Raw genomic sequence first — 18,557 nt, forward strand, 5'->3', positions numbered from 1 at the left:
ATCGCCTGCGGAACCCCGAATACCAAGTATTGAAGCTGCTCGAGGCGCGCGAAACCTCGCTGCGGCCGATTCGGCACGTTCGACTCGCCCGCAAGGTTTCACTGACCGCGCCCACCGCTACGGACGACAGGGAAAGCACGACCCGACTGCTGGTGGAAGGGAAGTCTGGACCGGACATCGCCGATCCTGAGGAAAGACGGCTCGGCCGGCGTCGGGCGGATGCTCCGTCGAAGGCCGGCGACCGGGTGGCTGTTCTGCGACGGATCGCGTGCGGACGTCGAGGGATCGATGTGCCAGGCTGGCTCTTATCGGACACTGCAACGGGTGGTTCTCCACTGCCTGTGTGGCTTCGTCGGCGTTTTCGGCCTGAGCCTCGGCGTCGCCGGGGCGGCTGCGGATGACGAACAGTCGCCAGGCAGGCAGGTTGTCGCCCAGGCCTTGCAGCCGGCGACGCCCCCCCCCACTCCCGCTGCTCGGCCGGCGACTTCACCGCCGCTCAATCCCGCGAGCGGGCCGCCGGCTGCTCCGCGAGCACCGCTGACAATGAACTCGGCCGAGTTGCGACAGCGTCTCGCCCGGACGCGAATGGCCCGTTCGCCGGAAATGTTCGGCGACCAGTTTCTTTCGTCACCTTTGCTGCTGAACGGGGGAACGAATCCCCTGACGACGTTTGCGACGATCGGAACGCTGTCGGCCCCCTCAAGCCTGCACGCGTTTTCGCAGAAGGTGTCTGAGAATAATCATCCGCTGCCGCGCGATCGCGTCTTCTACAGCTTCAACGCGTTCGACGACGCGCTGAAGTTTGATTCGTCGTTCGATGGGGCCCTGTTTCCGGCTTCACGATCGCAGACGCTGCTGCGGCATACCGTCGGGATCGAAAAGACGTTCAACGAAGGGGAATCGTCGATCGAGTTCCGGCTCCCGTTCTTCGATGGAACGACGTATGGTCGCACCGTGGGGGCGGAGTCGCTGGCGTACGACGGCGGCAACGTGGGCAACCTGCTCGTGACGGCCAAAACGCTCCTGTATGAGAGCGATGCGTTTGCGATGTCGGCCGGACTGGGTGTGGCCGCTCCCACGGGCAGCGACGCGACGATCCGGGTGAATTCCACGCTTGCGAAGATCGACAACTCCGCGGTCTACCTCAGTCCATTTCTGGCCTCGCTGTGGACCCCGAGCGACGAGTGGTTCGTGATGGGCTTCAGCCAGATCCAGGTTTCAGCCAACGGAGATCCTGTAGTGCTGCGCGACCCGCTGCTGGGAAACAGCCGGGTGGCGACGGTGAACGCCCCGACGGCCCTGTCGCTCGACCTGTCGATCGGCCGCTGGCTGTTTCGCGACCGGACGGACGCCATCATTCAGGGAATGGCGCTCGTCGGCGAAGTGCACCAGTTTGCGGCGCTGCAGGACACCGACGGCGTCCCGCAGGCCGACCCGACGGACGTCGGACTGCGGGCGGCAGACGAGCGGCTCTCACTGACCACGCTGACGTTCGGCGTCCATTCCGTACTGCCGGGCAACTCCACGCTCCGCGTCGCCGGCGTCGTGCCGATGGATGACGACCAGTTCGACGGTGAACTGATCGTGCAGTTCAACTTCTATTACTGAACGTGCCGTTGGCGGGCTCAATGGGTGATTCTCGAGGAGAGGTGCAAACGCAGGAGGGATTGTGCACGTATTTGATGGGCGGTGGAAGCAATTGAAACGTCGCCATCCACAGCTTCGGATTGAGGAGCATCACGTTGCCGTCCGCTGTCGCAGGGCACCATTCCGCTCCGGCGCGCATCGGGACCAAATCGCGATGGCCCAGGCGACTGCTCAGGGGGGCCGTGATCTACGTGGCTCTGCCCTACCTGTTCGTGACGGCGATCTTCGTGCTGTTTCAGCGCTCGCTGATCTTCCGGCCATCCAGATCGGCGCCCTTGCCTGCGGCGTCGGCGGAACTTGATCCGCATTCCGCGGAGGACGTCGAGGTCTCTGCAGATGACGGAGTGGTGCTGCACGGCTGGCTGATCCGGTCGTTCCGGAATCATGAGCGGGCCGAAGATCACCGCTGGCTGATGATCGATTTCCCCGGCAACAGCGGTCATCGCTACGAAAGGCGGAGCGATCTGCGGGAAATCGCCGATCTCGGACTCGACGTGCTGATCGTCGATTACCGCGGGTACGCGGAGAATCAGGGAGCACCTACGGAAGAACGTCTTGCTGCCGATGCTCGTGCCGTCTGGCAGGCCGCCATCGACCGATACCGGTATGCCCCCTCGCAAATTGTCGTCTTCGGCGAATCGCTTGGAGGGGCCGTCGCCACTCGCCTGGCAGCGGAGCTCGGTGACGATGCCCCGGCTGCACTGATCCTGGCTTCGACGTTCAACTCTCTCGCCGACGTGGCGTCGTGGACTTATCCGGCTTTCCCGTTTGGCATCCTGCTTTGGGACCACTTCGACTCCGAAACGCGCATTGCCGGCGTGCGCTGTTCGGTCATCGTGATTCATGGCGCCGATGACGAATTCGTCCCCGTCGAACTGGGGCAGCGGCTGTTCGATGCCGCACCCGAACTGTCGGCGAAGGGCGTCACGAAACGCTGGGAGAAAGTTGCCGGAATGGGGCACAATGATGTCCCCCTGCACGTGCTTCGGAAATCGCTTGAGGACGTCATGGCGAGCCCCGCCATCGATGTCGACTCGCTTCCCCGGACCGGGTCGAAACGCGTTTCACTGGAGAACCTGTGCCGGTTTTGCCGATGAATCAGGCCGTGCACCATTTCCGGGGGCGATCCTCGAACTGCCGGCGACCTGTCGGGTGCGGACCATCCGCGACAATGACCCATGCTGCCTCCCGCCGATAACTCCAACGGTCGCCTTCCTGGCGGCCCCGCGTCCAAGGCGACGCCGATGGAACCGGCCATGCAGCGACAGGTGAATGTCCTCGCCCTTCTCAAGGACGGCGAGCGATTCGTGTTTCTTTACGACGACCGCAGCCTGCCGCAGCTGCTCCAGACTCTCGGCCGCTACGCCGCCGATCCCGAGCTGAGCTTCAGCTGGTATGACGCGGCGGTGCTGAGCCAGAAGGTCCGGCGGCTCCAGGACTCGCCGTCGTCGATGTACCGCGAATCGGCCTGAAGGGGCGGCCAAGTGCGCATCGCGGGCGGCCGAATCCCGATGCACACGCGTTCCTGACGAAAACCTCGGGCTAAGCGTGCGGGTGATGACCCCGCCCCGCTAGATTGAGGGCCCTGAGTTCCCTGGCGATCGATCTGGCCCGCGCGTGACGAATCCGCTCCCTTCCGAATACCTCGCGATTGATGCCGGGAATACGCGCATCAAGTTCGGGCGGTTCACGTTTGCGGCGGGGGACGTGCTCCCGGTTTGCGTCGCGTCGGGGCATGTGATGTGTGGGCAGCCGTTGCCCGCGGCGGCCCTGGGGTCCCCGGTCACCGGCCGGCTGCAGGCCGTCCTCAGCGGATCGAATCCCCCGGAGATCGAGCGGCTGGCTCGCGAGTGGCCGGACGACCTGGCGCATCTTGCGGTCGTCACCGACCGGACGACGTTTCCGATTGCAGTGGATGTTGAGTCACCGAGTCGGGTGGGACTCGACCGGCTTCTCAATGCAATTGCCGCTTTGCGGCTTCGCCAGCCGGGACAGCCCGTAGTGATTGTCGACAGCGGGACGGCCGTAACGGTCGACTACGTGAACCGCAGCGGGGCTTTTGCCGGTGGAGCGATTCTCCCGGGCATCGGAATGGGGGCCCGCGCCCTGCATCGCTATACCGCGATGCTCCCTCTTCTGGCCGCACCGGGGATTGCGGCGGCTCCGCCCGAAGTGCTCGGTCGCAACACCGTGGCCGCGATGTCGAGCGGGCTTTACTGGGGACACGTCGGCGCCGTCCGGGAACTTGCAAACCGGATCGCGGAGTCGGACCCGGGGGATCCGCCGCGGCTGATGCTCGTCACGGGCGGGGCCGGAGCGGTCGTCTCTCCGCACCTCGAGCGGTCCCAGGAATGGCCCTTCCTCCCCCTGCAGGGGCTGGTTCTTGCCTACCTTGCGGGCAACGGCGGCTGATCAGAGCGGCCACTCCCCTTTGCCGAGCCGCCCGAGCGTGACTTCCAGGTCACGCACCGCGACGGGCCGTCCAGGCGAACCCTCACGGTCGAGTGAGAACTCCGTGTAGCCGGATCGGTCGATGAGAAACAGGCCGGAGCGTGGCGGCCGCCCCTCGGTTTCTCCCAGTCCCCAGATCTGGTGGGCGGGAACCGGGATTCCGAGTTCGGGATCGATGTCGGAAAGAACGGGGAAGGGGAATGGGGCGGTCCTCGCTTCCTGCAGGCGGCGGACTTCCTGGGGCGGCGCGGGCGTCACGACGACCAGTTGAGCGCCAGCCCCGGCGATTCCCGGCTGTGCCGCGGCCACTGCCGAGAAGGCCTGGGCCGTCGCCAGGGAGCCTGCGCCGCCGGTGAAATAGAGGACGACCCGGGTCCGGCCGAGATAGGCGGCCAGCTTCGCCCGCCCTCCAGACTGGGTGGTCAGGAGAAACGAGGGGGCGGGCCGGAGGTTTCGAAGAGTCGGGACCGGACGGGGCCGCGAGCGACGGACGTTCTCCTGCTGCATGCGCCAGACCGACAGGGCGGCGATGGCGACGGCGGCGACGGGGAGCAGGAGTGCGCGGCGGTCCATGCGGGCCATGACAAAAGAAAAGCCCGGAGGTTTCAACCTCCGGGCTCGGGCGATTCGCGATTCCTGTCAGTCGCGACTCGACATCAGCCGCAGCACCCACCAGAAGAGAGTGGCGACCGATGAGAACAGCTTCAACGCGGCCGCGACGTACTGATCGGTGTCGTAGTGGTGCAGGATGTTCGAGGTGTCGTACAGGATCCAGCCGGAGAACAGGACGACCATGGCGCTCATGAACAGCAGGCTGCCGGTGATTCCACCTCCGGTGAACATGGAGACGATGATCACCGCGAAGGCGGCCAGCGAGCCGAGCCAGAGGAAGTTCCGCAGGAACGAGAAGTCGGACCGGGTGAGCATCACGACAGCGGACAGGCCACCGAAGATGATGAGCGTGACGGTGCCGGCCTGCATGATGACGTCCGCTCCCTGGCGGAGCTGAACGTACAGGAGCAGCGGAGTGAAGATCAGCGCTTCCAGCACGGCATAGAGGCCCAGCCCGAAGTACTGGGTTCCGCGGCTCGTGCGGTTGTACGCCATGCTCTGGGCGACGGCACTGGCCGCCATGAATCCGCCGATCAGGAGCAGCGGTCCCCAGCGGAGGCTGAGCAGGCTGAAGAGCGGCTGGTAGATGGCGGGCGTGTTGACGAACAGCGCGGCCGAGGCGATGAACAGCAGCATCGCCCCGAGCAGATGCCCATACACACGGCGGATGAAACTGATCCGCTGTTCCAGTGACGAATCGGCCGCAAAGCCGTCGTAGCGATTGTCGACGTCGTACATCGAGTACATGGCGATCCTCTAGAAACGCCGCGAGCGGCGAGCATCGAAGGAGATCGAGCCCAGATTCCCGGCAGGGGAATTGTTGCACCGGAAGGAGGGCGGGTCCAATCCAATTCCAGGGGCGTAGTCGGCAATGGCGCGCGAAGCGCGTGGTTCCGGAGCCTGGGAAGCCTGAAAAGGCAGGCGAGGCGATAAATTGGACGACCGCGACGCAAATCTGGACTAGCTCTATTGCAACGACATTCGGAGGGGGTAGTCTCAAGAGACGAACGGGTTCGCCGGGGGGGAGCCATGTCCAATCGAATCGTTGCGCCTTCCCGCTGGCGAATGCCGCAGTTCTGCGTGCTTCTCATTTCTTCGTGCTCGGGGAGGTGTCGTCATGTCACGTTGTCCACGGAAGAGGATTGGTTTTACGCTGATTGAACTCCTGGTGGTGATTGCGATCATCGCCATTCTGATCGCCCTGCTGCTGCCCGCCGTACAGCAGGCCCGCGAGGCGGCCCGGCGAACACAGTGCAAGAACAACCTGAAGCAGATCGGGCTGGCACTGCACAACTACCACGACGTCTACAATGTGTTTGCAGCCGGCGCGTACTGGCGAATGCCGACCGACAGTAGCTGCACAGACAGCTCAACCACGCCGTACCAGAAGGGCTCGATCATGCTTCGGCTTCTGCCGTACATCGATCAGGCTCCGCTCTTCAACCAATGGGACTTTAATCCCTGCAATACGGATGCGAACACCAATCCTAATCAGGAGTTACGCAAGACGCCGATTGCGCCGTTTCGTTGTCCGAGCGATACGTTTCCGGCGATGAATGGCACGTGGGCGGTTCACAACTACGCCGCCTGTATGGGGGCGAGCCGGTCTGGGGGAACGACTGGAAGCCCAAGCGGTCCTTGTGCGACCGCCCCGTGGGAGTCATTCCTGAAGGCAAACTCAAATCCGAATAATGTCGCTGGCATGTTCACCAGGTCCTGGCGCCACACGGGAATTCGCGACAACACGGATGGAACGTCGAACACGATTTACTTCGGTGAGATGCGTCCGGAGTGCTCGAATCATGGCGATAACGGCTGGGCCGCTTCAAATAATGGCCAAGGCACGACGACGACAATGGTTCCCATCAACTACGACTCCTGCAATCGCGCGAGCGGGTCGACTCCTGTACCTGCGGACGGATGCAGCTGGTTCGGCAATTGGGTGACGGAGCTTGGTTACAAGTCGCTGCACACTGGTGGAGCACACATGTTGATGGGAGATGGCGCGGTCCGCTTTGTCAGCGAGAACATCAGCATGGAGACTTATGCCCGGCTTGGCTCTAAGGCCGACGGTGAAACAGTCGGGGAGTTCTAAGCCCCATCTCAGCGGACGATCACTGCACCATCCGGCTCGCACGTCGGGTGGTGCATTTCTCCTCATTGAGGCCACGCGGCTGTCTCTCTTGCTGCTTGGATCAAGCACCTCGAACATTGCGACCCGGGTGAATTCATGCGATTGAACTGGAACCTCTCTGCCCTGGTGCTGGCGCTCGCAGTGACCGGCTGCGGCGGCGAAGAATCGACAGTGGTTCTGGCGCCTGTCACGGGGGCTGTGACGCTGGATGGCAGGCCGGTTGATGGCGCCACCGTCGTCTTCTCTCCCAAAGGAGAGGCCCCGATGTCGATGGCCATCACTGATCTGAACGGGAAGTTCGAACTGAAAACCGGTTCCGGCAGGCCCGGCGCAGCCGTCGGCGACCACGGCATTGCGGTTGTACTTTCGATCACGAGCGGAGGCAGTCCGCCCCCCGTCAGTCCAGATGGCCTGGCGCCACTCACACCGAGCGAGGCCGGCGGAGGCCAGGTCGTCGCGAAGCATGTTGCTCCCAGAACCGTCTGGATGGTGCCGGAGAAGTATAGCAAGCCGGAAAGTTCAGGCCTGACCGCGACGGTCCCCTCCGGCGGGTTGACCGACTACAAGCTCGAGCTCAAGAAGTAATACGCGTTTGAGATCAAAACGGCTCGCAACGCCTGCGCGTAACTATTCTCGTCAAAAGGCTTGCTGCTGGGGATCCACGTCGGCCTGAGTTGGGATGTCTATTATTCGGATGCCTCGGCCGGGGAAACGGCGGTCGACCGATGGCGAAGTGCGACCCCGCCCAGGGCGCCGGTCGGCTGGGAATCTCGCACGGTCAACACTCCATTGACCCACATGTGCCGGATGCCTTCCGAGTAGCGGTCTGGCTCGTCGAACGTGGCCTTGTCGATGAATGCCTTCGGATCGAAGGCGACGACGTCGGCCGCCATCCCCGGCTTCAGGTATCCGCGGGGAAGTTCGGCGGTCGGTTTGGCTCCGTCTCGCGTTCCGGATTTTGCGGTCGTCAGATACGCATCGGGATTCGAGAAACCGAAGATGTCGGCCGGGAGCCCGCTGGCGCTGCGAATCGCCATCTCGAGCGGGATGACCTTCTCACGGATTGCGTAGTACCCGATCTTGCGAGGGAAGGTGCCATAGAGCCGCGGATGCGGCTTGTCGATGGAAGGGAGGTCGGCCCGGCCGTCGGACGCGGTTGCCACCCAGGGGCGGAGCATGATGGCCCGCACCTCTTCTTCGTTCATTCCGAAGTGGACGACGCCGGCGCCGCCGTTCTCCATGATGACGCGCGTGATCTGGAGGGGAGTTTTCTCCTCGGATTGCGCGATCTCATACAGGCTTTTGCCGATCCACGCCGGCTTGTGGGAGAAACGGGCGATGCGGACGAGGCGGCCATCGTCCTTCTTTTTGATCGAGTCTTCGATCTCGGCTGCCAACGTCGGGCCGATCTGGGGATCGTTCCAGCGTTCGAGGAGCTTTCTGGTTCCCCCGGCCCGCGCGTAGGTCGGAATGACGACCGCATCGAGTGATGTGCTGGAGGCCACGTAGGGATATTGATCTGCAGTGATCACGACCCCCTTCTCGCGGGCGGCGTCGATCATCGCGATCGCCTCGCGGGCGAGACCCCAGGCATCCTTCCCGCTGCATTTGAAGTGCGAAACGTGCGTCGGGAGGTTTCCGGCCCGGCCGATCTCCAGCACTTCCTCGACCGACTTCAGCAGGTCGAGTCCTTCTCCGCGGATGTGGCTGGCATAGACGCCGCCGTGACGCCCGACGACTTCGGCAATGGAAGCGATCTCGGCGGTGTCTGCATAACTGCTGGGGACGTAGATCAGGCCGGTCGACATTCCCCACACTCCGTCGCGCATGGCCCGGTCGGCCAGCCCGCGCATCGTCTCGATTTCTTCCGGAGTGGCTTTCCGGCGGTCGAGCCCGATGACATCGCCACGGAGAGCTCCCTGCGGAAGCAGGTGGGCGACGTTGGTGCCGGCGCCGGAGGCGTCGACCTTGTCGAGATACGCTCCGGCGTTCACGGGGCCAGAGCCGCAGTTTCCGGTCAGAACCGTGGTGCAGCCCTGCAGCACGAAGTTCATGTTGGACCGGGTTCGCGGTGAAACGATCTGCGTATCGCTGTGGTTATGGAGGTCGATGAAGCCGGGACAGACCACGAGGCCGGAACAGTCGATGGTGCGGAGCGGGGCGCCCGCTTCAAACGTTCCGACCGCGATGATCCGGTTGCCGGCGATGGCGACATCGCCAACGGCGCCGGGCTGGCCGCTTCCATCGACGATCAATGCGTTCTTGAGAAGGACATCAGGATTGAGCGGCCTTTGAGCCTGGCAGGTTGAGGCGACCGCCAGCAGAAGAGTGGCGGAAAGCAGTACGCGAAGACGGACCATGGTTTTCGATTCGTCGAGTGCAGGTGACAGCAGGAGCGACGCGAGGCAACCAGAGTCAAAGTCTAAGAATTGCCAGGAAGACTGTCTTGCGTGTCGTCTGGCAGTGCCGGTGTGCGGGCAAGGCCGATTTTGCCGCGAACCGAGGCTGATCCTGTGGCGTCCGGAAAAAACCGGCGTCGAACGCTTGCCGATGCGAGTCGGAGGCCGATAACTTACCGGCTCGCCCTGCAAAAGGGCGTATAGCTCAGTTGGTTAGAGCGCAGCTCTGATAAAGCTGAGGTCCGTGGTTCGAATCCACGTACGCCCACTGGGATGGGGCTCTGAGTCTCTGACACTTGGCCCCATCCCGCCGGGGGACGTAGCTCAATTGGGAGAGCACCGGCTTTGCAAGCCGGGGGTTGAGGGTTCGATCCCCTTCGTCTCCACGTTGGTTCACCAGCCTCCTGGCTGGGAGCCGAAAAAGTTCTGGCCCGAGTGGCTGGACAAATGGGGCGAGGGCCGTCATAGTCCTCGACCCGCCAGTAGTCGGCCGCTTCAAGCGGCTGGTTGTCTTGGGTGTAAAGTGTGTCCAGGGAGCGATTTCAGGGATTTTTGGTTTCTCTGCCTTCGGGTTGAAAGCGAAAAAAAACTGGCTCGGTTGGCTGGACAGGTGAGGCGAGGTCAGTCATAGTGCTCGACCCGCCGGTGACCGCCACTTCAGGTGGCTGGTTGCTTCGGAAGCAGGTGTTTCCGGTTGCGAAGTTTCAGGTGATTTTGATTGCTTCCCGCCTCTGGCTGGAGCCGAAAAAATCTGACCCCGAGTGACTGGACAACTGGGGTGGGGTTGGTCAGAATGCTCGACCCCGCCAGCAACGACCGCCTCGGGTGGTCGTTGCTCCGGACGCAAAGTGTGTCTGGGCAAGGAGTGTCGAGTGTTTTGGGTTGCTTCTAAAAAAGAAAAAGAAGTGACACGACTCGCTTGACGGCCTCGAAAGGGGCCGCTAAGATTCGCGACCCGCCGCTAGCACTGGCAAGCGACGGCAGCCTGGCAAGACTGAGTTTTGCTTGGTTGTAACACGAGTGGTTTGGAGCCGATTCAGTCAGCAGCTTCGCGCGTCGAGGCTGCGTTGACTGGCTCAGCTCCACATCATTGTGGCCGCCAGAGATTGGGATATTGATCCCGGTGTCTGGCGTTTGTTCTTTGGCAATTTGGCGATTAGCGCAAGCGTGGCATCTATTGTCTGCTTGGTCACGAAAGTGATTAAGCGGTTCAATCGAGCAACTCTTAGAGCATACAAGTCCGCCGAATGTGGCGTGCGAGTGCATCTGCAATGCAATGGGTGAACCTTGAAAAGGGTGAGGCTTGTTGCGGAAGCAGAGGATCGAATGGTTTGATGCTTGAGTCTTGCTGAGCGAGTTGCCTTGGTTACGGGATTTCGGTCTCGGAGTCAAGGGGGCGTGCGAGGTTGGAATTCAAGTGGTCAAGCTACTAAGGGCGCACGGGGGATGTCTTGGCACCAAGAAGCGATGAAGGGCGTGGAAGGCTGCGATAAGCCTGGGGGAGCCGTCAAACAGGCGTTGATCCCGGGATTCCCGAATTAGTGTATTCTGAATCCATAGGAATGCACGGCAAACGTGGGGAACTGAAACATCTAAGTACCCACAGGAAAAGAAAGAAAACTCGACTCCCTGAGTAGCGGCGAGCGAAAAGGGATCAGCCTAAACCGGCAACTACGGTTGCCGGGGTCGTGGGACCAGGTTTTTAACGACTGACTACTAGAAGAACTCTGCAAGGAAATGCAGGACCATAGAGGGTGATAGTCCCGTACTCGAAAGTGGAATGTTGTGTACCTGGCACCCGAGTAAGTCCGAGCACGTGGAACTCGGACCGAATCTGGGGGGCCCATCCCCCAAGGCTAAGTATTCCTTGGTGACCGATAGTGAATCAAGTAGCGCGAGCGAAAGATGAAAAGAACCCCTTTTAGGGGAGGGAAAGAACCTGAAACCGTGTGCCTACAAGCTGTCGGAGCCTTTGCATCTTTGATGCGGGTGACGGCGTGCCTATTGAATAATGATCCGGCGAGTTATCGTCATTGGCTCGGTTAAGACCTTACGGGTCGTAGCCAGAGGGAAACCAAGTCTGAATAGGGCGACCAATGGTCAATGGCGATAGGCGCGAAACCTAGTGAACTACGCATGGGCAGGTTGAAGCGCGGGTAAGACTGCGTGGAGGACCGAACTCACCAGTGTTGAAAAACTGGGGGATGACCTGTGCGGAGGACTAAAAGTGTCATCAAACTGGGAGATAGCTCGTTCTCTCCGAAAATACTTTAGGGTATGCCTTGGGCCACTATGTGATGGGGGTAGAGAGACTGAACTGGGCCGGGGGTCTTCCCGACTACCCGCCCTAACCAAACTCCGAATACCATCATAACTATCCCAGGAGGTAGTCCGTAGGGGAGAAGCTCTACGGTCGAGAGGGAAACAACCCAGATCGCCTGCTAAGGTCCCAGAATTCCACTCAGTCACAAAGGATGTTTGATTGCGATGACAGCCGGGATGTTGGCTTAGAAGCAGCCACCATTTAAAAAGTGCGTAATAGCTTACCGGTCGAGCAGTCATGCACCGATAATGAACGGGAGTAAGTGGAATGCCGAAGCAGCGGGCTCAGCAATGAGCGGTAGGAGAGCGTTCTCGGATAGCGAGCCATACCGTAAGGATTGGTGGAGGATCCGAGAAGTGATTATGCCGGAATGAGTAACGATCAGGCAGGTGAGAATCCTGCCCGCCGTATGCCTAAGGTTTCCTGGGGAAGGGAAATCCGCCCAGGGTCAGCCGGTCCCTTAGTCAAGGCCGAAAGGCGTAGATGATGGAGAGCAGGTTAATATTCCTGCGCCAGATTGTGGACTGATGCGGGGACGTGGTTCGAAAGGTGATCGGGCATCTAGAATTGCCCGTAGGGCTGAACAGGTCTAGCGGGGTTAAACGACCGCGACATGAACTGGTCAGTTCTCGAGTCCCTGGTTGATGAAGTCATCAGCCGAACCACCAAGAAAAGCCGCTGGGGTTGAAGCAATCTGACCGTACTAAAACTGACACAGGTAGGCGAGACGAGTAGTCTAAGGCGCTCGGGAGAACGGTGGTTAAGGAACTCTGCAAAATGACTCCGTAACTTCGGGATAAGGAGTGCCATCGGGGGTTCACGCTCCTGGTGGCGGCACGAATCGGCTCTAGCGACTGTTTACTAAAAACACAGGACTCTGCGAACTCGTAAGAGGATGTATAGAGTCTGACGCCTGCTCGGTGCCGGTAAGTTAAGGAAGAGGGTTAGCTTTCGGGCGAAGCCCGCAACCGAAGCTCCGGTAAACAGCGGCCCTAACTATGAGGGTCCTAAGGTAGCGAAGTTCCTTGTCGGGTAAGTTCCGACCTGCATGAATGGCGTAACGACTGGAGCACTGTCTCAACCACCGACCCGGTGAAATTGTAGCCGTGGTGAAGATGCCACGTACCCGCAGTGTGACGGAAAGACCCTATGAACCTTTACTGCAGGCTGATATTGGTATTAGGTAGTTCTTGTGTAGGATAGGTGGGAGGCGATGAAGTGGTGGCGCTAGCCATCATGGAGCCACCGTTGAAATACCACCCTGGACCTGCTTGATATCTAACCCCGATCCCGTAATCCGGGCGGTGGACAGTGTCAGTTGGGCAGTTTGACTGGGGCGGTCTCCTCCCAAAGTGTAACGGAGGAGCGCAATGGTACCCTCAGCCTGGTTGGCAATCAGGCGTAGAGCGTAAGGGTAGAAGGGTGCTTGACTGCGAGACTGATAGGTCGAGCAGAAACGAAAGTTGGCCCTAGTGATCCGGCGGTTCCGAATGGAAGGGCCGTCGCTCAACAGATAAAAGGTACTCTGGGGATAACAGGCTGATCCCTACCGAGCGTCCATAGCGGCGTAGGGGTTTGGCACCTCGATGTCGGCTCATCGCATCCTGGGGGTGGAGAAGCTCCCAAGGGTCTGGCTGTTCGCCAGTTAAAGCGGTACGTGAGCTGGGTTTAGACCGTCGTGAGACAGGTCGGTCCCTATCTACTGTGGGCGCACGATACTTGAGGGAGTTTCTCTTTAGTACGAGAGGATTTGGAGGGACGTTCCTCTGGTGTTCCTGTTGTCTCACTCGAGGCACGGCAGGGTAGCCACGAACGGTTCGGATAAGTGCTGAAAGCATCTAAGCACGAAGCCAGTCCCAAGATTAGGTATCGTTAAGTCCCCTGGAAGACTACCAGGTTGATAGGTTGGTTATGTAAGGCGGGCAACCGTCTCAGTTGACCAATACTAACGGACAAATGCTTGACCATTTGAATTCTCGTCTTGCACGCAGTTCAGTTCTCCGGAACTGAAACACGCTCGACAGACCCAAATGCTCAATGAGTTGAAAAACCACGCTTGTGCAATCGCCATTGTAATACCGCGTGCGGCAGTCCTGACCGGCTGCCGTACGATTTCCGGTGACTTTACCCGTAAGGCCACACTCGTTCCCATTCCGAACACGATCGTTAAGCTTGCGGGGCCGATGATAGTGCCGAAAGGCGTGAAAGTAGGTCATCGCCGGAGCCTTTCAATAACCCGCGTCGAACATCAGTTCGACGCGGGTTTTTTTGTGCGCGCAGCACACTGATCTCCCGCGAAATGAACTCGTCCCATGATTTCGATTCAATTGCCTTCAATCCATCGATTCCTGGTGTTGGTCGCATCGGCCGCAGCTCTGTCGGCCTCCAGCTTCAGCCAGGCGTCCGAGATCCTGGTGAAGAAGACCGACGACTTCCGTCGGCTCACTCGGAACATTCAGCCAGGGGATGTTGTAATTCTCGAGCGAGGAGAATGGGCCGATGCTCGGATCCACCTGCATGCCGAAGGTTCGGAATCGAAACCCGTTCTGATTCGGGCCGAGGTTCCAGGCGAGACAGTTCTTTCCGGGAAGTCCGAAGTAAGGATTTCGGGCCGCCATGTGATCGTGGACGGAATTGTTTTCACAGATCCGAAGGGAGTGTCCGACCTGGTCGCGTTCCGCACGGACAGCAGGCGACTGGCCAATGACTGTGTTCTCCGGAATTGCAGCGTCACGGATTCAGGGCCCGTCAATCAGGAGCTGTCGTCGCGCTGGGTTTCGATCTACGGTGCCCGAAATCGCGTTGAGAATTGTTTGTTTTCTGGCAAACGCGATGTCGGAGCGACGCTCGTGGTCTGGGTTGGCGACGTTCCCGGGGAACATCGAATCCGGAGAAACTGGTTCGGTCCGCGGAAGCCTCTCGGAAAAAATGGCGGGGAGACGATCCGCGTTGGGACCAGCGACTGACCTGCCCCCACGGACGCTACCAACCTCTAACTTAAAGACCCGCTTGTCAAAGGATCCGCTGCAGAGGCCTGCTGGAGCGCAGCGGAAGCAGGCCTCTGCAGCGGGCGCACCTCCGGGGCCGGGGGACGATACCCCAGTGAGCTATGCGGCCTGATGGTGTTGTATTCCACACGCCACCGCTCGATCAGCACCTTCGCCTCCAGCAGGGTCTCGAACACTTCCCGATCGAGCAGCTCGTCACGCAGCTTCCCGTTGAACGACTCCACATAGCCGTTCTCCCACGGACTGCCGGGCTCGATGAACAACGTCTTCACGCGAACCCTCCTCAGCCAGTCCTGAACGGCAGTGGCTGTGAACTCAGGACCGTTGTCGGAACGAATGTGCTGCGGAACGCCTCGGCAGACGAACAGGCCGCTGAGTCGCTCCAGGACGTCTTCGCTGGTCAGCTTTCTGGCCACGTCGATCGCCAGGCACTCCCTCGTGAACTCGTCGATGACGGTCAGCATCCGGACCGGCCGACCATCGTGCGTCCGGGTCTGCACGAAGTCATAGCTCCAGACGTGATCCCGGTGCGCTGGCCGCAGCCGGACGCAGGATCCGTCGTTGAAGCACAGCCGCTTCCGTTTCGGCTGACGTTTGGGAACCTTCAGGCCTTCCTGTCGCCACAGGCGTTCCACCCGCTTGTGATTGACCTTCCAGCCATCCCGCCGCAGCAGGGCCGTGACCCGGCGATAGCCGTACCGGCCGTACTGCGTCGCCAGAGCGACCATGTCCCGGATCAGGCGAGGTTCCTCATTCGGAACGTGGGCCTGGCGGCGTTGGGTGGATCTCATCTGCCCCAGCACACGACAGGCTCGACGCTCTGAGACGTGTTCGATGCCCAGCGAATTGCGGACGTACGCCACGGCCTGGCGCCGCTTCGCCGGGCTCAGAAGTTTCCCGAGGCGGCCTCCCGCAGGATGGCCTTGTCGAGCTCCGCATCGGCCAGGAGCCGCTTGAGCCGGGCGTTTTCCTTCTCGAGCTCCTTGAGCCGCTTGGCCTGATCCATCTTCAGTCCACCGTACTCCTTCTTCCAGCGGTAGTACGTCTGCTCGGTGACGCCAATCTTCTTGGCGGCGACGGCGACCGTCGCTCCCTGAGCGATCTCGACCTCGGCTTCTCGAAGCTTGGGGATGATCTGCTCAGCGCCAAATCGTTTCCTCGCCATGACCTTGCCTCCTCCCGGTGAAGGTCCACGTTCGAGGCAGAATCTACCCGAACTGTGGACTCGTTGAAGGGGGGCAGGTCACCTGTATGGCGATGCTGCCCCAGGAAAAGCAGCTTGTCGACGATCTTCAGGGCAAGCCGTTTCAGATGCTGTCCGTCTGCAACGATCCGACGTTGGAATCCGCCCGGGCGACGGCGGCCGAGAAGGGGATGACCTGGCCGAACTGGTTCGACGGCGAGGCCTGGACGACGGAGGCCGCTGGTCTGTCCAGGGACGAAACCGGGATTCGGCCTGCGGGCGCGATTGCCAGGCAATGGAATGTGAGAGGTTGGCCGACGATCTATGTGCTTGACGAGAAGGGCATGATCCGGGCCAGGCATCTGCGCGGCGAAGGATTGAACGCGATGGTTCATCAACTGGTCGCGGCTCTGGAAAACCGATGAGGCGCGAGTGCCCGCCGCACTTCGTCAGGTTCCCGCGTACTTGGGGATCGAAGGCTCGGGAACTTCCTGCAGCAGGCGGGTGACGATGTCTTCGCTCGCCATTCCTTCGGCCTGGGCTTGGAAGTTGACGGACAGGCGGTGACGGAGGACCGGGATGGCGACATGGCGGACGTCGTCGAAGGAAACGGCCGCGCGGCCATCCATTGCGGCCACGGCACGAGCTCCCTGGATGAGGTATTGGCCGGCCCGCGGGCCGGCGCCCCAGTCGACAAGTTCCTTGATGAACTGCGGAGAGGCTCCGTCGCCCGGCCGCGTCGCCCGGACGAGGCGGGCGATGTAGTTGATCATCAGCGGCGCGACTTCAATCTGCGTGATCTGTTTCTGCAGATAGAGGATCGACTTCGCCGAGAGCACCTTGCGGACCTCGGCTTTCTCGCCGCTCGTCGTGGAAGTCAGGATCCGTTCTTCTTCTTCCAGCTTCGGATAGTCGACCTTCACATTGAACATGAATCGGTCGAGCTGGGCTTCCGGCAGCGGATAGGTCCCTTCCTGCTCGATCGGATTCTGCGTCGCGATGACGAAAAACGGTTCCGGCAGCTTGTACGTTTCCTGCCCGACGGTGACTTCGCGTTCCTGCATCGCCTGCAGCAGGGCGGCCTGCGTTTTCGGCGGCGTCCGGTTGATTTCGTCCGCGAGGAGAACGTTCGTAAACACTGGTCCCTGCACGAACCGGAATTCGCGCCGTCCTCCGTCTCCCTCTTCGAGGACGTTGGTCCCGGTAATGTCCGAGGGCATCAGGTCGGGGGTGAACTGGATGCGCTTGAACTGCACATCGAGGATGCGGGCGATCGTGCTGACGACGAGAGTCTTCGCGAGACCAGGGACGCCGACGAGAAGGCAGTGGCCGCCAGTGAAAATGGCGGCAAGGATCTGTTCGATCACCGCGTCCTGCCCGACGACGACCTTGTGCAGCTCGTCGATCATCAACTCGCGGTGCTTTTTGAACTTCTCAAGGAAGTCGTCAAAGTCGCGTTTGGGTTCCGGAGGCATCAGTCCGCGCAGAAAGGGAATCGGGGCTGCGAATCGCTGGTGCGGTTGTCGTGAATCGCGCGGGGCCTGACAAGGCTGGCCACCTCGGCGCCGAGCTGTTGGGGCACAAGAAACCTCGTCGAATACGGAGTGCAGTTCGCAGTCCTGCACCTGCGATTTCGCCAAGAGGAGTGAAAATCTGTTAAAACCCGCGCGGAATCTGTTTGCTACTGACTGGAGCAAAATGCTACAGTTCGAGCGGCTGAAAGCTTTTCAGCGCGGCAGGCCAACCCTGGAGCTGATTTATGGCGTCGATTCGCAGCCGCGCTTGCGCGCGGAAGTGCCGTCAGGAGCGACGGTCGGGCTTTACTCTTATCGAACTTCTGGTCGTCATCGCGATCATCGGGCTTCTGGTTTCGATGTTGATGCCTGCCGTTCAGAGGGCTCGAGAAGCGGCGCGGCGGAGCTCCTGCATCAACAACATGCGCCAGCTGGGACTGGCCGCGCACAACTACCTGTCGACTCACCGCGTCCTTCCTTCGGGCTACATCCAGCAGCAGGGGGCGTGCGATTACCTGATCTCGCCGTTCAACGAACCGCTGATCGCGCCGATCTCGAATGTTCCCCCGGTGCCGCCGGCTCCATCGGCCTATGACCCTCTCAGCAAGACGATCCAGATTCGCGAATGGGCGCTGAACCCCGAGTGGGGCTGGCATGCCCTGCTGCTGCCGCAGATGGATCAGACGACGATCCAGATCAACTACAACGTGCCAAAGAACGATCCGACGAACTGGCAGATGTGCCAGGTGCCGATCGAGCCGTATATCTGTCCGAGCGCCGCGTATCCTTCCTCGCGCCCGGCCAACCTCGGGTACACGAGCTATCGTGGGAACCTCGGCTGGTGGCCGACGCTCGATTCGATGGGACAGCCGATGACTCCCTTGAACAACGGGGCATTCTTCGGAAACAGCGCGCTGTCCGATCGTGACTTCACCGACGGCACCTCGAACACGCTCATGTTCGGTGAGACCCTGTTCGGCGGCTTCTGGAACGATCGGTATTCCTGCTGTGCGCGCGCCCGCGACGACATGGGCAACTCGAATTTCGACACCTACTGGAACGTGCCGACGAATCCTTCACCCTGTCCGCAGCCTCCGACGGTCGCGCACCTGTTCGGATTCGGCAGCTATCACGGCGATGTCTCGGTGTTCACGCTGGCCGACGGCTCAGCACGCACCATCGCCAAGAATCTCGACACGGAGACCTTCCGCGCCCTGTGCACGAGGAATGGTCGCGAGCCGATCATGAATGCGTTCTGAGCATGCAGGCCCCGGGCTTGCCATCCT

Annotated in this window: 14 protein-coding genes, 2 tRNA genes and 2 rRNA genes; 13 read left to right on the forward strand and 5 right to left on the reverse strand. The window is 60.9% G+C overall.

The window, feature by feature from the left end:
* Positions 1–219 precede the first annotated feature (219 nt).
* The 4 genes from Pan44_RS11495 (at position 220) to Pan44_RS11510 (ending at position 4,059) form a co-directional block, all read left to right on the forward strand.
* Positions 220–1,608, forward strand: coding sequence for a hypothetical protein (locus tag Pan44_RS11495; RefSeq protein ID WP_145030197.1), 1,389 nt, complete (start codon positions 220–222; stop codon positions 1,606–1,608).
* Positions 1,609–1,829: 221 nt separating this feature from the next.
* A complete protein-coding gene (locus Pan44_RS11500; RefSeq protein WP_145030198.1) occupies positions 1,830–2,744 on the forward strand; it encodes an alpha/beta hydrolase in 915 nt (304 codons plus the stop codon).
* 81 nt (positions 2,745–2,825) lie between these two features.
* Complete coding sequence (locus Pan44_RS11505) at positions 2,826–3,119, forward strand: hypothetical protein (RefSeq protein ID WP_231754295.1); 294 nt, start codon at positions 2,826–2,828, stop codon at positions 3,117–3,119.
* Between the two features lie 145 nt (positions 3,120–3,264).
* On the forward strand, positions 3,265–4,059 hold the full coding sequence (locus tag Pan44_RS11510; protein ID WP_197454026.1) for a type III pantothenate kinase: 795 nt from the start codon (positions 3,265–3,267) through the stop codon (positions 4,057–4,059).
* On the opposite strand, the gene Pan44_RS11515 is transcribed toward Pan44_RS11510, so the two are convergent.
* Together Pan44_RS11515 and Pan44_RS11520 are read right to left on the reverse strand one after the other, a co-directional pair.
* On the reverse strand, positions 4,060–4,671 hold the full coding sequence (locus Pan44_RS11515; RefSeq protein WP_197454027.1) for a peroxiredoxin family protein: 612 nt from the start codon (positions 4,669–4,671) through the stop codon (positions 4,060–4,062). It lies immediately after the preceding gene.
* A 66-nt stretch (positions 4,672–4,737) separates the two neighbouring features.
* Entirely contained in the window at positions 4,738–5,457 is a 720-nt protein-coding gene (locus tag Pan44_RS11520; RefSeq protein ID WP_145030201.1) for a Bax inhibitor-1/YccA family protein, read from the reverse strand.
* Between the two features lie 370 nt (positions 5,458–5,827).
* Between Pan44_RS11520 and Pan44_RS11525 the strand changes: the two genes are divergently transcribed.
* Both Pan44_RS11525 and Pan44_RS11530 read left to right on the forward strand, forming a co-directional pair.
* Entirely contained in the window at positions 5,828–6,805 is a 978-nt protein-coding gene (locus Pan44_RS11525; RefSeq protein ID WP_145030202.1) for a DUF1559 domain-containing protein, read from the forward strand.
* 135 nt (positions 6,806–6,940) lie between these two features.
* Positions 6,941–7,429 (forward strand): hypothetical protein, encoded by a 489-nt coding sequence (locus Pan44_RS11530; protein WP_145030203.1) that lies wholly within the window; start codon positions 6,941–6,943, stop codon positions 7,427–7,429.
* Between the two features lie 101 nt (positions 7,430–7,530).
* Here Pan44_RS11530 and Pan44_RS11535 read toward each other — a convergent pair whose 3' ends face one another.
* On the reverse strand, positions 7,531–9,204 hold the full coding sequence (locus Pan44_RS11535) for an N-acyl-D-amino-acid deacylase family protein (protein WP_145030204.1): 1,674 nt from the start codon (positions 9,202–9,204) through the stop codon (positions 7,531–7,533).
* Positions 9,205–9,437: 233 nt separating this feature from the next.
* On the opposite strand from Pan44_RS11535, the gene Pan44_RS11540 reads away from it, so the two are divergent.
* The 5 genes from Pan44_RS11540 to Pan44_RS28240 all read left to right on the forward strand — a co-directional run bounded on the left by Pan44_RS11540 (position 9,438) and on the right by Pan44_RS28240 (position 14,532).
* Positions 9,438–9,511: transfer RNA gene (locus tag Pan44_RS11540), tRNA-Ile, on the forward strand.
* Between the two features lie 45 nt (positions 9,512–9,556).
* A tRNA-Ala gene (locus Pan44_RS11545) sits at positions 9,557–9,629 on the forward strand.
* A gap of 1,033 nt (positions 9,630–10,662) precedes the next feature.
* Positions 10,663–13,534, forward strand: a 23S ribosomal RNA gene (locus tag Pan44_RS11550).
* Between the two features lie 146 nt (positions 13,535–13,680).
* Positions 13,681–13,790 (forward strand): 5S ribosomal RNA (rrf, locus tag Pan44_RS11555).
* Between the two features lie 88 nt (positions 13,791–13,878).
* Positions 13,879–14,532 carry a chondroitinase-B domain-containing protein gene (locus Pan44_RS28240; protein WP_145030205.1) on the forward strand — a complete coding sequence of 218 codons (654 nt, stop codon included), beginning with the start codon at positions 13,879–13,881 and terminating at the stop codon, positions 14,530–14,532.
* 26 nt (positions 14,533–14,558) lie between these two features.
* Here the strand turns inward: Pan44_RS28240 and Pan44_RS11565 are convergent.
* Positions 14,559–15,739, reverse strand: a protein-coding gene (locus Pan44_RS11565) for an IS3 family transposase (protein WP_145030206.1) whose coding sequence is annotated in 2 segments (ribosomal slippage) — positions 14,559–15,475 and positions 15,475–15,739 — 1,182 coding nt in all. Because the reading frame shifts where the segments join, the coding sequence is not laid out codon by codon here.
* Between the two features lie 86 nt (positions 15,740–15,825).
* Between Pan44_RS11565 and Pan44_RS11570 the strand changes: the two genes are divergently transcribed.
* On the forward strand, positions 15,826–16,182 hold the full coding sequence (locus Pan44_RS11570) for a TlpA family protein disulfide reductase (RefSeq protein WP_145030207.1): 357 nt from the start codon (positions 15,826–15,828) through the stop codon (positions 16,180–16,182).
* Between the two features lie 24 nt (positions 16,183–16,206).
* Here Pan44_RS11570 and Pan44_RS11575 read toward each other — a convergent pair whose 3' ends face one another.
* Positions 16,207–17,232 carry an AAA family ATPase gene (locus Pan44_RS11575; protein WP_197454028.1) on the reverse strand — a complete coding sequence of 342 codons (1,026 nt, stop codon included), beginning with the start codon at positions 17,230–17,232 and terminating at the stop codon, positions 16,207–16,209.
* 284 nt (positions 17,233–17,516) lie between these two features.
* On the opposite strand from Pan44_RS11575, the gene Pan44_RS11580 reads away from it, so the two are divergent.
* The gene (locus Pan44_RS11580) at positions 17,517–18,530 is read left to right on the forward strand and encodes a DUF1559 domain-containing protein (protein ID WP_145030208.1); all 1,014 of its coding nucleotides are present in this window, start codon (positions 17,517–17,519) and stop codon (positions 18,528–18,530) included.
* The last annotated feature ends 27 nt before the right edge of the window (positions 18,531–18,557 follow it).

This window comes from Caulifigura coniformis (assembly GCF_007745175.1).
GTDB lineage: Bacteria > Planctomycetota > Planctomycetia > Planctomycetales > Planctomycetaceae > Caulifigura > Caulifigura coniformis.

Coding starts and splice junctions, on each gene's coding strand:
- Pan44_RS11495 (WP_145030197.1), top strand. CDS start 220: ATGCTCCGTCGAAGGCCGGCGACCGGGTGGCTGTTCTGCGACGGATCG.
- Pan44_RS11505 (WP_231754295.1), top strand. CDS start 2,826: ATGCTGCCTCCCGCCGATAACTCCAACGGTCGCCTTCCTGGCGGCCCC.
- Pan44_RS11515 (WP_197454027.1), bottom strand. CDS start 4,671: ATGGACCGCCGCGCACTCCTGCTCCCCGTCGCCGCCGTCGCCATCGCC.
- Pan44_RS11520 (WP_145030201.1), bottom strand. CDS start 5,457: ATGTACTCGATGTACGACGTCGACAATCGCTACGACGGCTTTGCGGCC.
- Pan44_RS11525 (WP_145030202.1), top strand. CDS start 5,828: ATGTCACGTTGTCCACGGAAGAGGATTGGTTTTACGCTGATTGAACTC.
- Pan44_RS11530 (WP_145030203.1), top strand. CDS start 6,941: ATGCGATTGAACTGGAACCTCTCTGCCCTGGTGCTGGCGCTCGCAGTG.
- Pan44_RS11535 (WP_145030204.1), bottom strand. CDS start 9,204: ATGGTCCGTCTTCGCGTACTGCTTTCCGCCACTCTTCTGCTGGCGGTC.
- Pan44_RS28240 (WP_145030205.1), top strand. CDS start 13,879: ATGATTTCGATTCAATTGCCTTCAATCCATCGATTCCTGGTGTTGGTC.
- Pan44_RS11570 (WP_145030207.1), top strand. CDS start 15,826: ATGGCGATGCTGCCCCAGGAAAAGCAGCTTGTCGACGATCTTCAGGGC.
- Pan44_RS11575 (WP_197454028.1), bottom strand. CDS start 17,232: ATGCCTCCGGAACCCAAACGCGACTTTGACGACTTCCTTGAGAAGTTC.
- Pan44_RS11580 (WP_145030208.1), top strand. CDS start 17,517: ATGGCGTCGATTCGCAGCCGCGCTTGCGCGCGGAAGTGCCGTCAGGAG.